We start from the raw sequence: 15086 nt of genomic DNA, 5'->3' as shown, positions 1-15086 counted from the left end.
GGCACTGCTTATCTGCCACAGTTGAAACAAGACCTACTTTCGTTCAGCTATCCGATTTTTTGTCACCATGGTAGGCTAACGCTAATTTCGAGATTTTGTGTTCTTCTATGTCTATTGCTAACAAAAATATTTTGCTAGGTGTTACTGGCGGGATTGCCGCTTATAAAGCACCTGATCTTGTGCGCAAGCTTACTGCGTTAGGCGCAAACGTGCGTGTGGTTCTAACAGACTCTGCCGCAGAATTCGTTAGTTCATTATCACTTCAGGCTGTGTCAGGAAATTCGGTGCATCGCCAGCTGCTTGATCCTGCTGCTGAAGCCGCAATGGGGCATATTGAATTGGCAAAGTGGGCTGATATCCTACTTGTTGCACCCGCAACCGCAAACACCATTGCTAAGCTTGCTCACGGTATGGCAGATGACTTGCTGACTACACTGTACCTTGCAACAACAGCGAAACTCTTTATTGCTCCTGCCATGAATCAACAAATGTGGAAAGCGGTAGCAACAAAGCGCAACATCGATATTTTAAAAGAGCACGGCGTAACCTTTATTGGCCCGGCAAGTGGTGAACAAGCCTGTGGCGATGTGGGTTCAGGTCGAATGGTTGAGCCTGTTGATATTGCCAATGTAATAAATGACGCAGAGAGAGACGCTTTATCCCTTTCTTCGTCGCTAAAGGCGTTATCGGGAAAGAATATTACGATAACAGCGGGACCAACCAGAGAGCCTTTGGACCCTGTACGATATATTTCAAATCACAGCTCAGGAAAGATGGGGTTTGCCATCGCTCAGGCAGCAGCACTCGCGGGGGCAAATGTAACCTTAGTGGCAGGTCCTGTGTCGCTTGAAACGCCCGAACGCTGTGACCGTATTAATGTCACTACCGCAGAGGAAATGCTTAATACTTGTCAAACGCTTAAAGCCTCCACAGATATATTTATTAGTACGGCTGCTGTAGCAGATTACAAGGCCGTGAGCGTTGCCGACAATAAAATTAAGAAAACCGGTGATGAGTTAACACTTACTTTTGTTAAAAACCCTGATATTCTAGCGAACATATCCACCAGCCAAGACAGACCATTTTGTGTGGGCTTTGCGGCCGAAAGCCAAAATGTAGAAGATTATGCGCGCTCGAAGCTAGCCAAAAAGAAGCTAGACATGATTGCGGCTAACGATATTACTGCCGAGGGTCTGGGGTTTAACAGTGATAAAAATGCACTGCACGTAATATGGCAAGATGGTGATAAACGATTACCTGCAACCAGTAAAAGCGAGTTAGCGGGTCAATTACTTGCACTTATTGCAGAGCGCTACACTTTAAACAATAAAAACTAACAGATGCTTATTAAGTGTCGATAATAAAAACGATAAATATAAACGCTTTGGTGTAAGCCAACTTAACATGGAGCCCGAGTTGCTATAACTCGGTAGCGGAGGAAATACTTTCGTATGCCTGCTGTCAAAAAAACAAATCGCAGAGCTCAAATTCTGCAAGCACTTGCTGGAATGTTAGAAACCAGCCCAGGTCAACGTATCACTACTGCTAAATTAGCGGAAAAAGTGGGAGTGTCTGAAGCGGCACTTTACCGTCACTTTCCAAGTAAAGCGCGAATGTTTGAAGGGCTTATCGAGTTTATTGAAGAAACACTTTTCACGCGCATCAATAAGATTGTGAATGAAGAGAAAGACTCGCTTACGCGTTGTCAGCTTATTCTTCATCTTATTTTGGGCTTTGCTGAGAAGAACCCGGGTATTACTCGAATATTAAATGGTGATGCGTTAATGGGTGAACAAGACCGGTTGCGCGCGCGCATAGCAAAGCTTTTCGAGCGTTTAGAAACGCAGCTTAAACAAGTGCTAAGAGAGCGCAAGCTACGGGAAGGTAAAACCCTTTCTGCAGATGAAGCGATTATCGCCAACATGATGATTTGCTACACCGATGGCCGTATTAATGGCTTTATCCGTAGTGGATTTACGCGTAAGCCAACTGAGCAGTTCAATGAACAATGGGCTGCTTTCAAGCAAATGTTTGTTTAGAACCCAATTAAGTTACGACTAAGGGTTACGACTAAGGCGCTTTCAAGCGCCTTTTTTCTTGCTTGTTCCCATCCTATATTGCATTGACACCTTTCAAAATTAATGTGAAAAGTGTGATGAAATCAAATAGCTGCCGAGCTCAGCCCTCAGCGTTCCAACATGCACATAATTCATTATTTCAGTCACTGTCCGTAAGCTACAGGCACAAAAAAAGCAGCATAAAAATGCTGCTTTTTAATGTTTAATAAATATGGACTTACTTGCTAAACGTGTTTCCAAAGAAATCGCCGTCGTTCCACTTAGGCTTGTTCTTTTGGTTTGCTAGTGTCCAACCAATTTGCGCGTTAACCTTGGTGAAAGTCTCTGCTGCATTCCAGTTGAATGGCTGGTTAATGTCGTCGCTAGGCTTATGGTAGTGCGTAGATAAGAACTGACCAAACACCTTGCTGCCATCTACGTTAGGATCTTTAGACTTCAGACCCGGCACCATAAACACTGACGGCACACCTTGCTTTACAAACGCATAGTGATCTGAGCGAGTGAATAACGCTTGCTCAGGCCATGGGTCAGGGCTTAGTTCAATGTTGGCATTCGCCGCCGCTTTTTCCACTGACTCTTGCAAATCACTGTGGTTCGCGCCAAACGCAATAACGTCTGCAAACTCGTAAGTCAAAATTGGCATATCTAGATTTACGTTCGCCACCATTGAAGTAACCGGTACAGTTGGATTACGAGCAAAATAGTCTGCACCTAGCAGGCCCTTCTCTTCACCCGTTACCGATACGAACAGAATTGAGCGCTTTGGCTTTTCTTCCATTTCGCTAAACAGGCGTGCAGTTTCTAACATCACTGACGTACCAGACGCATTGTCCATGGCGCCATTGTTAATGTTGTCTTTCTTTACGGTCTTGGCAAAACCAATATGGTCAGAGTGAGCAGAGAAAACCACATACTCGTTTTTAAGCTCTGGGTCAGAACCTTCAAGTACACCCACAACATTTGGGCTAGTGATGGTGTCGTGTACGCTCGTCTTACTGATATCAACCACACCGTTTAACGCAAAGCCTTGCGGTACTTTGTCGGCTTCAAGCTGTGCATAAACGTCATCAAGGCTCTTTTCTGCGCCTTCAAATAACTTACGCGCAGCGCCTTCACTCATGTAAGCGCCACCTTTAAGCTGAGAAAAGCTGTTTGCAGGCTGACCACTGTCGTCTAACCATGCCATACGCGGCGTATGGATGTAGTTCAAACGGCTTTGATAAGGGCGTACCTTTTCATTTTTAGGCGTTGTGATAGTGATCATGCCAATAGCGCCATTGTCTACCGCATACTTTTGCTTTTGATAGCCAGACGCAAAGTGAGCGCCCTCTTCTGATGGAAAGTCGCTTGGCTTACCAGCAAGCGCTACAACAACCTTACCTTTTACATCTAAGTCTTTGTAATCGTTGTGAGATAGCTCATCAGCCACAATGCCGTAGCCCACAAAGACCATTTCACCTTTTACATTAGCTTCAGTGCTAAGCAAACTTGGGCTAGCTAAATACTCTTTCGGATAGTCAAACTCGACGGTTTCGCCGTTTTGCGTGAAAGTAAACTTGGGAGACTCTTGAACCAGATTCGCTTTGCGAAACGCTACGTTTTGCATGTAGCCGTCTGTACCCGCTGGCTTCAAACCATATTTAGCAAATTCGGTCGCAATATATAGCGCCGCAATTTCATGGCCACGAGAGCCCGTGTCACGACCTTCAAGCAAATCATCTGCTAGGAAAAACAGGTGCGATTTGATTCGCTGTGTATCAGGGTTAAAAGCATTGTCTGTCGATGCGTGGTTATGGGCAGTAGCAGCAAAGGTCATTGCTGTCATTGCACTACCTATAAGGAGTTTTTTTATCATTCTAATTTCACCATATAACTAAGTGTGCATCATGGTAACGCAGTTGATAGGCGGAATACCATTAAACTACTAACGTTTACCATGTGTTTCCTACCGTTGCTCGCATTTTATGAGCAAGGTAAAATTGTTAACCACATACCGGCTCAGCTTCCGGGTGTTTTTATATTTTTTAGTGAAGAGCAGCATCTATGTCAAAAGACGACATTCTTTACCGCGTTCAGTTCATCAGCAACGGTGAGCGCTATGAGTTATACGTAAAAAGCCTTATGCAGGGCGCTTTGTTTGGCTTTATCGAGATAGGTGACTTTGTGTGGGATACTCACACAAGTGTTGTTGTAGACCCTAGTCATGAAAAGTTGAAAACCGAATTTTCTGAAGTAACAAAAACTTATGTACCGATGCACAACATTTTGCGCATTGACGCCGTAAATAAAAAAGGTTCAGCCAAAATTACTAAATTAGAAAATAAATCTGATAAAGTAACTGCTTTCCCTAGTCCAATATATACACCAACGAAAGAGTAACCGCCGGGTCATTCCGGTGAAGGTTGCCGGAGACCCTTATGTATCGCTATGTTTTAGCAGCATTATTATTTATTTGCAGCGTTAGCTCATCTGCAAAGGACCTTAACGATGAAAGCTTGTATCAACTACTTGATGACATTTGGCAATACGAGCTTTCGGTTTCCCCGCTTCTAGCTTCTCGCGAAGGCGATACTTCACTCGCTCACGTATTACCAGACAACTCTCCCAAAGCCCTGAAAGCACAAAATGAACAATGGCGTACTTTTCAAAAGGCCTTAAGTCAGTATAAAAAAGAAGACATCTCTACTGATGCTTATATTGCCTTGCTGATGCAACAATATCGTTTAGCTAACTATGTGGACGAATATACGTATCGCGCGCATTTAGTGCCTATCAATTCAGAATATGGCTTTCACGGTGCAATGGCCTCGCTTCCTAATTTATCCACCTTTAAGCGCGTAGAAGATTATCAGGCCTACATTAGCCGCCTAAATGCGCTTAAGCCTTATTTTGACCAACAAATTGCGTATATGAAACAGGCGCTAAAAGAAGGCTACACGCAGCCTAAAGTCGTGCTGAAAGGGTTTGAGAACTCGGTGGCGTCATACATTGTTGAAAATGCCGAGGACAGTGGCTTTTATTCTCCATTTACCCGTTTTCCAGAGTACTTTACTGCCGAGCAAAAATCAGCGCTAACGGAGCAAGGCAAGGCAGCCATAAACAGCAGCGTATTGCCTGCATATCAAATGTTCTACGATTTCATGGTAGACGAATACATTCCCAACGCCCGTGAAGATATTGCCGCGAATAACTGGCCTGATGGCGTGGCGTATTACGCCAATAGAGCCAAGCATTACACCACCACGGATATGACGCCTCAGGAAATCCATGATTTAGGTTTGTCTGAAGTAAAACGCATTCGCGCGCAAATGCAGCAAATTGTGGATGAGCTTGGCTTTGATGGCGACATTAACGACTTCATTGCGTTTTTACGCGAAGACCCGCAATTCTATGCCACCAGCGCTGAAGATTTACTAAAAGAGGCGTCGTTCATTGCAAAGAAAATGGACGCAAAGCTTCCTTCGCTCTTTGAGTATCTGCCAAGAACACCCTACGGTGTAGCGCCTGTACCAGACGCTATCGCGCCCAAATATACAACGGGCCGTTACATTCATCCTAGCCGCGATGATCAGCCAGGATATTACTGGGTAAACACGTATGCCCTCGATAAGCGCCCTTTGTATGCATTGCCTGCACTGACCTTGCACGAAGCAGTGCCTGGCCACCATCTTCAAATATCGTTGGCAGCAGAGCTTGAAGACTTACCTATGGTACGTCGTAACACCTATATTTCAGCGTTTGGTGAAGGCTGGGGTCTGTACTCTGAGTTTTTAGGTATTGAAGCAGGTATTTACGAAACGCCGTACGACAACTTCGGTCGCTTAAGCTACGAAATGTGGCGTGCGTGTCGCTTGGTTGTGGATACCGGTATGCACACGATGGGCTGGAGCCGTCAACAAGCGGTTGATTATATGATGGAAAACACCGCGCTTTCAGAACACAACGTAAATACTGAAATAGACCGCTATATCTCTTGGCCAGCGCAAGCCTTGTCTTACAAGATTGGTGAAATCAAAATTAAAGGCCTTCGCAAGAAAGCAGAGAAAGCATTAGGCGAGCGTTTTGATGTGCGTAAATTCCACCGCGCCGTGTTAGAAAACGGCTCAGTTCCACTGTTTATCTTGGAGCAAAACATCAATACGTTTATAGAAGAACAAAAGGCACAATAAACATGATCGTTGCATTTGGTGTTATTGGATTACTTATCCTGTTTTTAATTTACTTTGTGCTGCGAGCGCAGAATTTACAGAAAGAGCTGGCGCTATTGCGTCACTCGAATAAACAGACCAACAACAAGGTTACGTATGCTTATCGCAACCTTGTTCTTGTTACAGATGCGTTAGAGAAAAATCTTACTGCGCGTATTGAAAGTGCCTATAAAAGCCGCCTTATCGACCAAACTCAATACAATGCGCTGCACCCGCTTATGCGCAACTTTTCGACTATCGTCATGGCCTGTTGTGAGAAAGGGATGTCATTTGAGGAGTCACTGAATAAGGTGCTGCTTAATGAAGAAGTGACGCTTGAGGAAATTCGTGAGGTGGTGAAAGCATTCCCTAGCAACGTACGTATGGTGTGGTCAAAAAATACGGCCGACGGCTTCATTGCTTTTTGCCAAACCGTTACAGCAACAGTAAGTGGCACGACTACAAAGGCTCAAAAAGAACCATCTGAAGAGTAACATTTTACTCTATGTCTCTCGTTAGCGCTTATACAGCGCTAACTGTATGGCAGGGTCGTCTGCTTTGCTATGTAGTAAGGCCTGCGACCCTAGCCATGTTCCCACTCTTTTAAAAGTTTAATCTTTTTACCTTTCCAAACTAATCAGTAAGTTAGCGTTTAAAACAACAAGTCAAAAACCTTTTGTCTTGAAAAGGGTTATTGCTGCACTATAATACTGTATAAAAATACAGTTTATTTTGAGTGCCATGAATAAATCGTTATCCGTGCTTAATAACCACCCGCATATTTGGCGGGCCAGAGATCAGAGACAAAGTGAAACCAAGTTTTCACTGGGTTTTCCGCGTCTGGATAAAGCACTTAACGGTGGCGTTACATCTACAGGTCTTGTCCGTATCTCTTCGTTAACCGGCATGGGTGAACTTTCACTCTTTAAACAGGTTATATGCCAACACCGTACGCATAAGCTGGTGGTATTTATTAACCCTCCCGGGCTACTACAGTCGCCGTGGTTAGAAAACTTGGGGCTTAAAGCGCAACAAGTTCTGGTAGTAAAACCAAGTTCTGAACAAGAGTCGTTGTGGGCAGCAGAGCAATGTTTAAAAAGTACGGCTTGCCATTGCGTAGTGCTGTGGAGTAATGCTGTAAATCAAAAAGAAGCACGACGCCTACAGGTAGCAGCAACGCATAATGATGCGCTGTGCTTACTGTATACTCCACCGCAACAGCAGGCATCACAGTTAGGTTATCCGAAGGCCAGCTTAAGTGATTCACAAGCCAACCTGTCGAATCAAAGCGACAGTGCATTACCCATTACGTTGGATATCGCGCTAAAGGGTAAACCCCACGCTTTGGCGGTGAACATACGCAAGCAGCGTCATGGGTGGCCCAAAGATAACATTGTTATTTCCCATCGGTGGACCCCCGACAATCACGCCATTAAATGGGCCATGGCACACAACACGCTTTCCGATCAGGCATTACACTCTGTGAGCTAATGATGCTGTGGGCTTATATTTACTGCTATCAACTAACTTTAGACAGCCATATCAAAGCGGCTAGAAGTAAGCGTGCACATAGCCAATTGCCGAAGCACGAAACTAACAACCAGTATTCAGCGTTAGCGTCGAATACTCCCGTTGCAGTGTACTGCAGTAAAACAAACAAAATTACGCAGTGTAATGATATTGCGAAAAAAGAAGGCATTGAAATTGGGCATGGGCTAGCCCAAGCAGCGGCGTTATGCCCTTACGTGCATATTCTGCCTTTCAGTGAAGAAGCCGAAAAGCATATGCTGACGCAGTTAGCCCATCGGCTTTATCCACTGGCTTCTGATATCGTATTAGACAACCACATTCACTCAAATAGTTTCAGCGGTCTGGCAGTAAGGCTAGATAACCTAACTCATTACTATGGCGGTCATAAGCCACTGTGGAAAACTTTAACCCAAGCTCTGGCAGAAGCAGATATTCGTTATCATTTTGCTAGCGCATGGACAATTGAGGCCGCAAAAGTATTAGCGCTTCATAAATTTAATACCTACTTGCATACATCCGATGACATAAAAAAAGCGCTAAGTACGTGCCCGCTTTCTATTACGGCTCTATCACCTAAAGTCATTGACTCGTTGGCAAGGGTGGGCGTTTCCTGCGTACAACAGCTGTTGGCAATGCCGGTACAAGAACTGGGTCGGCGCTTTGACAATAACACTATTATGTATCTTACTGCGTTAAGGGGAGAAACCTTTCCACGGGTTACATTATTTAGGCCTTTGGAGCACTTCGATAACTTTATCCTATTGCCTTTTGATATTGAAAACACGCAGCATCTAACCCCTTTTGTCAGCCAGCAGTTTGAGCATTTGTCTCACTATTTACGGGCAAGAAACTTATATACATCCAGCATCAGTGTACATATTCATTTCAGAGAAGCACCTGTAATGGATATTAATATACGTTCGGCACTGCCTCAGTCTTCAGTACAAAGTTGGCTGCCCTTGTTTAGTCTTAAAACTGAGAATCTGGTGTTGCCTGAGCCAGCTACAGCCATTGCGCTTACCTGTCAGCAATTTGAAGAAATGGATACGCAGAATGGCGACTTTTTTAGCGACAGATTTAACGATATTGCACAAAAGCAATTAATTGGGCGCTTAAACGCGAAGCTAGGCGATAACAGTACGTTTCAACCTCGCGCTGCCGACAGCCATCAGTTTGAATATATGACGGTGACGGAGTCGAGCACCGGTAACTGCACCCGTAATTATGCTTATAGCAGTGACATTACGCCCACCTTCACTTTTGATGTACCTAAACCGCTTATTCAGGCTACCCAAATTTGCTTTGGCCCCGTGCGATTACACAGTGAGTGGTGGCATGACAGCCCAACAAAGCGTGATTATTTCATCGCCCAAACTGAGCAATGCGTAAGGCTTTTAGTGTTTAAAGATGAAGAGAGCCGCTGGTGGGTGCAGGGCCTTTTTTGTTAGCGGTATGCGGTTAAAGAAAAAGGTAAAGGCTATATCATGAAATACAGTGAGCTCTTTTGCCAAAGCAATTATAGCTTTCTTTGCGGTGCCTCTTCCCCCGCAGAGCTTGTTACCACGGCTTCTTTCCTTGGTTACGACGCGCTTGCCATTACCGATGAATGCTCAGTAGCGGGGGTGGTACGGGCTTTCGACGAAATTAAGCATCAGGGCCTACCGATTACGCTTATTGTGGGTAGTTACTTTGTATTTGATGACACTTTATCTTTTGTGCTGTTGTGCCCGAACAAAGCGGCCTATAGCGAACTATGCCGAATTATTACTAACGCGAGGCGTCGCTCTGATAAAGGTGAATACCAACTGGCCGAGTGGGACTTGCGTACCATTCGCCATTGCAAATTCATTTGGCTACCAAGCGGCAAAGAAGCTAAAGACAAGCATTGGGCTGAATGGCTGCAAAAACACCCTAGTATTGATGCCTATATTGGCGCTCAGCGCCTATTAGACGGAAGGGATCACCACAGGTTTGCGCATTACAATCATCTGCAGTCTGCCTACTCTTTCCCTGTTATTGCCTGTACAGGTGTACTCATGCATCACGCTGACAGACTGCCGCTTCAACATGTATTGCATGCTATTAACGTGCATACCAGTGTAGACAAAATAGGTCGGGATGCGTTGAGTAATGCAGAGCGTAGTCTGCGAACCGTACAAAAAATTAAGAAGCTTTACCCTGAGAAATGGATTGCCAATACCAATGCCCTTGCTCACGCTTTCACATTTTCTTTAGAAGAGCTGCGCTACCACTATCCTGCGGAGCTTGTACCTGAAGGGTATACGCCCACTTCGTATTTGCGGGAACGTGTAGAGGCCGGTATAAAAGTGCGCTTTCCTGAAGGTATAACCCCTGATATTCGCCAAACCATAGAAAAAGAACTTACGCTTATTGCCGAGCAAGAGTATGAGTATTTCTTTTTAACCATTTACGACATTGTTCAGTTTGCCAAGCGACAACGTATTTTGTATCAAGGGCGCGGCTCTGCGGCCAACTCGGTAGTGTGCTATTGCTTGGAAATAACCGCAGTAGACCCAAGGCAAATAAGTGTGCTGTTCGAGCGCTTTATTTCCAAAGAGCGTAACGAACCGCCAGATATTGATGTGGATTTTGAGCATCAACGCCGTGAAGAGGTCATCCAATACATTTATCAAAAGTACGGCCGGGAAAGAACCGCTATCGCGGCTACGGTTATTTGCTATCGCTTTAAGTCGGCTTTTAAAGATGTGGGCAAGGCGCTGGGCTTTAGCGAATCACAGCTTGATTTTGTGGTAAAGCAGATTAATCGCCGAGACAGCGTTATTCCGTGGAAATCTCAGCTGGCGGGGCTTGGGTTAAACCCTGAAGAGCCTAGAGTGCAGCAGTTAATTACCCTTACCGAAGCTTTACTGGGCACGCCCCGACATTTGTCGCAACATGTAGGCGGTTTTGTTATTAGCGCAGGGCCGCTCTACGATCTTGTTCCTGTTGAGAACGCCGCGATGGAAGAGCGTACTATTATTCAGTGGGATAAGGACGACATTGAAACCTTAGGCCTTTTAAAAGTGGATGTACTGGCGCTTGGGATGTTGAGCGCTATACGTCGCGCATTCTCGCTTATCAATAAACAATACCCTGTTGAAACCAGTATTCCGTTCATTACTAAGCTCGGAGATGACAAACAGGTTTTCGATATGATTTGTCGGGCCGATACGGTAGGCGTTTTTCAAATAGAATCACGAGCTCAGATGTCTATGCTGCCAAGGCTAAAACCTCGTCGCTATTACGATTTGGTCGTACAAATAGCCATTGTACGGCCAGGTCCAATTCAGGGTGATATGGTCCACCCTTATCTGATACGTCGACACGGCAACGAAACCATTAGCTACCCATCTAAAGATGTGGAGAAAGTTCTGTCTCGCACCATGGGCGTGCCTATCTTTCAAGAACAAGTGATTCAGCTTGCCATGGTTGCAGCAGGCTTTAGTGGCGGAGAAGCTGACCAGCTGCGGCGCGCTATGGCGAGCTGGAAAAAAGACGGTAGAATTTTTGAATTCAGAGACAAGCTTATTAAAGGTATGACGGACAAAGGCTATGACAGTACGTTCGCCCACAACTTATTTGAACAAATAAAAGGCTTTGCAGGTTACGGCTTTCCTGAATCTCACTCAGCGTCTTTTGCCGTATTAGCTTACGTGTCTTGCTGGTTGAAGTTTTACTTTCCCGTTGAGTTTTACGTAGCGCTGTTAAATAGCTGGCCCATGGGGTTTTATTCCCCGTCCCAGTTAGTTCAAGACGCTAAGCGTCATCACATACGGGTAGAGGCGCCCTGTGTTAACCAGTCTGACGTTGAGCATTCTTTGGTGGTACAAGGCCAAGAAAAATACATTCAGCTTGGCCTTAAGCTTATTAAAGGCTTAAGTGAAGCATCGTCTCAACTTATCGTGGAAAACCGCTCAGATAAGGGCTATACCGATGTTGAACAATTACAGCAACTATCGCTTAAAAGTAATGAAGTAGAGGCACTGGCTAGCGCCGATGCCCTTCGCACTATTTCAGGCAACCGATACGAAACCCGTTGGCGAATTATGGATACCCAAACGCATTTACCACTGTTTGATACTGACGATTTTTATGCAGATAAAAACGTCACACCTCTGGGTGCTTCACCGACCGAGGCAGAAAACTTACTTGAAGACTATGCCTCAACCGGCTTATCGGTAAATAACCACCCTATTTCGTTACTCAAAAAGCAACATAAGCTTAAAGACATAAGCTGGTCCAATTCGCTTAAAGACAAGACAAATAAATCAGTTGTAAAAGTGCTTGGCGCAGTAACAGGTCGTCAAGCGCCAGGCACTGCCGCAGGCGTTACCTTTCTGACTTTGGAAGATGACATAGGCAATATGAACGTTGTGGTATGGCAAGCCACCGCTCGTGCTCAGCAACAAACATTCTTAAAGGCTAAACTGCTACAGGTAAATGGTATTATCGAACGCTCCAAAGAAGGAGTTATTCATATCATTGCAGGTAAGCTTATTGATCGTACGCCTTGGCTCGAAAAGCTGTCATTAAGTTCAAGAGATTTTCACTGAGTATTTTACACCCGCAAAACGATAAATTATGGTGTATAGATACGCGATTTATTTTTGTATTAAAAAACTTCCTCTCAAGGAAATGCTTCAAAGATAATTTATTTGTATATTGTAAATTGCTGTAGTCATTTTGGAGTGTAGAATGATGCGATGTATTGGGCTTTTTATTGGCTGTTTGTTTAGCCTTAATATTTATGCAGAAAAATATGTGATTGGCGCACAAAACTTAGCTTATTTCCCCCATTACGATTTTGCATCATCCACAGATAAAGGGGTTGCCTGGTCAATTTTAGAAGCTTTTTCTGAAGCTTCGGGACACGAGTTTGTGTATTTAAGCTTGCCTATAAGACGGCTTCAACTCGAGTTAGTTAAAGGTAATGTTGACTTTGTATACCCTGATAATAGAGGCTGGTATAACAGCATTACCACTTCAAATGACAAGTACTTTTCCCTCCCATTAACCAGCGCAGTAACGGGGACAATTGTAAAACGACAGAACGCTGGGAAAGGCATCGAAAAGATAAAAAACCTCGCCATGCCGTTAGGCTTCACACCGGTAAATTGGCAAGAAAGAATAGACACCCAACGTACCCAAATAACTTGGGTTACGGATATTCAACAAGGCTTGGCGCTTTTGTACCAAGAACGTGTAGACGGGTTAGATTTAGAGTATTTCGTTAGCCAGCGATCTGCTCCTCTATCATATGAGCAAGATGCATTTACTTTAGATTTGACGCTTCCACATAATGAAATTCCTTTTTCCCTATCTACGCTTTATCATCAAGACATTATTAGTGAACTTAATAAGTTCATATCCTCAAATCCAGAATTAATTGATAGTATAAAAACAAAATACGGAATAACCCCTTTCGAGCAGTTGTCTCAGAAGCTTTTGATAGAACAAGGATTGAAAATTGAAGAGGTTTGGAAATAGTATTCGTCGCTTTGTGCAAATGGCGGTATTGCCAGTTACATGCACACTTTCAAGTCCTTTTGTTTCAGCCGACACCTATATCGTAGGCGCTCAAAATATTGAATATTATCCGTATTACAACTTTTCATCGGATCATGAAAAGGGGTTGGGTTGGGCTATTCTTGAAGCATTCTCAAAGCAAAGCGGACATCGCTTTGTATACTTGAGCATGCCAGTTAAACGCCTTCAGATAGAATTGAAAAAAGGCAATGTAGACTTTGTCTTTCCTGATAACGCCAGTTGGTATGACCAAATAACCCATAGCCTCAACAAAGTGTATTCTGAACCTCTGGCAGAAACATTCGCCGTGACTTTGATTAAAACAGATAACCTTGGTAAAGGAATTACTCACATAACAAAACTTGCCACGCCAGACGGATTTTCCCCTGTAAAGTGGGAACAGCAAATTAAGAACGGTACCGTTAAAGTAACAGGCGTAAACAGTATTTTTGATGGGCTTAATCTTCTACAGAGCGATAAAGTAGATGCTTTAGATGTGGAATATAATGCCGCTAAAAACGTTGCTCGTCGCTTTCCGCAAATGGGACCATTTGCCGCTGATTTAACCCTGCCACACAACGTTGTCTCATTTTCGCTATCAACCTTAAGACACCCCGAGATCATTGCCGAGCTCAATACATTTATACTTTCAGAATCTGAAAGCATAAATAAAATTAAAGCGAAGTATGGTATTGAAGATACAAAGCAACTGATCGAGCGCCTGATGGAAGAGCAACATGTAAGCGCAGATACACGCTGGACATCTTTGTAAAAGCTTCAACAGTGTCAGTAAATTACACTACTCAGCAGGAATAGTTCGGCATTTAGTTTTCATTATCTCTTTGAAATTACGATAATTTTTAATTGGAAAAAATTTTGCTTGTTGATTACCAGATCAAGGAGCAATTATGAAACAGGCATCACTACTTCTATTTTCTTTTTTCATTATTTTCACCGCAAGTAGCGTACAAGCGAAACAAACCGTGAGTGTAGATTATATGCACGGCTTTGACGATATCGATGGTATGCGCTTCGCGTACAGGCCATTTGAACAAACGCTTACTACTGATTGGTTTGGCGACCTAAAGCTATACTGGGAAGTGAGTGCCGTAGTGTGGGAGTATGGTGAAAACGATACACATAGTACTAGCTACGGCGCGTCATTAACTCCTGTATTTATGAAACAGGTTTCAACGCTCTATGACAAATATCCCGTATATATAGAAGCGGGGATAGGAGCGAGTTACATAGGTAATCAGAAAGTCGCTGGTAAAGATATTGGATCTAACTATCAGTTCGAAGACAGATTAGGTGTGTTTGTAGAGATCGATAAGAAACAACATGTCGCACTGCGCTATATGCACTTTTCAAACGGCGGCTTCAACAATGACAACCCCGGATTAGACTTCCTGAACCTATCCTACGCCTATCACTTTTAAAGAAATGGGGTCAGAGTACATTTTCATTCCGCAATCATTGAGTCAAGGGCTGTTTTGATTTCGAGGAGTATTAGAAGTATTAATGTACTCTGACCCCTTTTTGATGTTTTAAAGGGGAAAGATTGGGGATTAATGTACTCTGACCCCATTTTTTGTTCCTTCCAAACGCAAAAAACCCGCCGTTAGGCGGGTTTCTTTAAATGGGGCCTGGCAGTGTCCTACTCTCACATGGGGAAACCCCACACTACCATCGGCGCTAATACGTTTCACTTCTGAGTTCGGAATGGAGTCAGGTGGTACCGTAT

12 protein-coding genes and 1 rRNA gene are annotated in these 15086 nt (G+C 44.0%); 11 read left to right on the top strand and 2 right to left on the bottom strand.

The features are described from left to right. The first annotated feature begins 107 nt into the window (after positions 1 to 107). Entirely contained in the window at positions 108 to 1337 is a 1230-nt protein-coding gene (gene coaBC / locus MHM99_RS12895) for a bifunctional phosphopantothenoylcysteine decarboxylase/phosphopantothenate--cysteine ligase CoaBC (RefSeq protein ID WP_187446343.1), read from the top strand. Positions 1338 to 1451: 114 nt separating this feature from the next. Beyond that, the gene (slmA, locus tag MHM99_RS12890) at positions 1452 to 2039 is read left to right on the top strand and encodes a nucleoid occlusion factor SlmA (RefSeq protein ID WP_012516568.1); all 588 of its coding nucleotides are present in this window, start codon (positions 1452 to 1454) and stop codon (positions 2037 to 2039) included. 256 nt (positions 2040 to 2295) lie between these two features. Here slmA and MHM99_RS12885 read toward each other — a convergent pair whose 3' ends face one another. Then, positions 2296 to 3933: a M28 family metallopeptidase gene (locus tag MHM99_RS12885; protein ID WP_049587523.1), complete on the bottom strand. Its 1638-nt coding sequence runs from the start codon at positions 3931 to 3933 to the stop codon at positions 2296 to 2298. 188 nt (positions 3934 to 4121) lie between these two features. Here MHM99_RS12885 and MHM99_RS12880 point away from each other — a divergent pair, with 188 nt between their 5' ends. The 9 genes from MHM99_RS12880 to MHM99_RS12840 all read left to right on the top strand — a co-directional run bounded on the left by MHM99_RS12880 (position 4122) and on the right by MHM99_RS12840 (position 14781). After that, complete coding sequence (locus MHM99_RS12880; protein ID WP_049587521.1) at positions 4122 to 4457, top strand: DUF1820 family protein; 336 nt, start codon at positions 4122 to 4124, stop codon at positions 4455 to 4457. 38 nt (positions 4458 to 4495) lie between these two features. Beyond that, positions 4496 to 6247, top strand: coding sequence for a DUF885 domain-containing protein (locus tag MHM99_RS12875; protein WP_049587520.1), 1752 nt, complete (start codon positions 4496 to 4498; stop codon positions 6245 to 6247). A gap of 2 nt (positions 6248 to 6249) precedes the next feature. Beyond that, complete coding sequence (locus MHM99_RS12870) at positions 6250 to 6759, top strand: hypothetical protein (RefSeq protein WP_049587518.1); 510 nt, start codon at positions 6250 to 6252, stop codon at positions 6757 to 6759. Positions 6760 to 7006: 247 nt separating this feature from the next. Further along, positions 7007 to 7756, top strand: coding sequence for a recombinase RecA (locus tag MHM99_RS12865; RefSeq protein ID WP_049587517.1), 750 nt, complete (start codon positions 7007 to 7009; stop codon positions 7754 to 7756). Further along, positions 7756 to 9243 carry a DNA polymerase Y family protein gene (locus MHM99_RS12860; RefSeq protein WP_239219629.1) on the top strand — a complete coding sequence of 496 codons (1488 nt, stop codon included), beginning with the start codon at positions 7756 to 7758 and terminating at the stop codon, positions 9241 to 9243. Before MHM99_RS12865 ends, MHM99_RS12860 begins: the two co-directional genes overlap by 1 nt. Before the next feature lie 36 nt (positions 9244 to 9279). Then, on the top strand, positions 9280 to 12369 hold the full coding sequence (locus MHM99_RS12855; protein WP_239219628.1) for an error-prone DNA polymerase: 3090 nt from the start codon (positions 9280 to 9282) through the stop codon (positions 12367 to 12369). 208 nt (positions 12370 to 12577) lie between these two features. Continuing rightward, positions 12578 to 13303 carry a hypothetical protein gene (locus tag MHM99_RS12850; RefSeq protein ID WP_230962185.1) on the top strand — a complete coding sequence of 242 codons (726 nt, stop codon included), beginning with the start codon at positions 12578 to 12580 and terminating at the stop codon, positions 13301 to 13303. Next, positions 13284 to 14114: a hypothetical protein gene (locus MHM99_RS12845; RefSeq protein ID WP_049587509.1), complete on the top strand. Its 831-nt coding sequence runs from the start codon at positions 13284 to 13286 to the stop codon at positions 14112 to 14114. The genes MHM99_RS12850 and MHM99_RS12845 overlap by 20 nt, the downstream gene beginning before the upstream one ends. Before the next feature lie 136 nt (positions 14115 to 14250). Then, the gene (locus tag MHM99_RS12840; RefSeq protein ID WP_049587508.1) at positions 14251 to 14781 is read left to right on the top strand and encodes an acyloxyacyl hydrolase; all 531 of its coding nucleotides are present in this window, start codon (positions 14251 to 14253) and stop codon (positions 14779 to 14781) included. A gap of 205 nt (positions 14782 to 14986) precedes the next feature. On the opposite strand, the gene rrf is transcribed toward MHM99_RS12840, so the two are convergent. Next, positions 14987 to 15086, bottom strand: a 5S ribosomal RNA gene (gene rrf / locus MHM99_RS12835); the annotation flags it as partial.

The organism is Alteromonas sp. MmMcT2-2, assembly GCF_022348305.1.
GTDB classification, from domain to species: Bacteria; Pseudomonadota; Gammaproteobacteria; order Enterobacterales; family Alteromonadaceae; genus Alteromonas; species Alteromonas macleodii.
This window is presented reverse-complemented; position numbering and strand designations above follow the sequence as displayed.

Coding starts and splice junctions, on each gene's coding strand:
- coaBC (WP_187446343.1), top strand. CDS start 108: ATGTCTATTGCTAACAAAAATATTTTGCTAGGTGTTACTGGCGGGATT.
- slmA (WP_012516568.1), top strand. CDS start 1,452: ATGCCTGCTGTCAAAAAAACAAATCGCAGAGCTCAAATTCTGCAAGCA.
- MHM99_RS12885 (WP_049587523.1), bottom strand. CDS start 3,933: ATGATAAAAAAACTCCTTATAGGTAGTGCAATGACAGCAATGACCTTT.
- MHM99_RS12880 (WP_049587521.1), top strand. CDS start 4,122: ATGTCAAAAGACGACATTCTTTACCGCGTTCAGTTCATCAGCAACGGT.
- MHM99_RS12875 (WP_049587520.1), top strand. CDS start 4,496: ATGTATCGCTATGTTTTAGCAGCATTATTATTTATTTGCAGCGTTAGC.
- MHM99_RS12870 (WP_049587518.1), top strand. CDS start 6,250: ATGATCGTTGCATTTGGTGTTATTGGATTACTTATCCTGTTTTTAATT.
- MHM99_RS12865 (WP_049587517.1), top strand. CDS start 7,007: ATGAATAAATCGTTATCCGTGCTTAATAACCACCCGCATATTTGGCGG.
- MHM99_RS12860 (WP_239219629.1), top strand. CDS start 7,756: ATGATGCTGTGGGCTTATATTTACTGCTATCAACTAACTTTAGACAGC.
- MHM99_RS12855 (WP_239219628.1), top strand. CDS start 9,280: ATGAAATACAGTGAGCTCTTTTGCCAAAGCAATTATAGCTTTCTTTGC.
- MHM99_RS12840 (WP_049587508.1), top strand. CDS start 14,251: ATGAAACAGGCATCACTACTTCTATTTTCTTTTTTCATTATTTTCACC.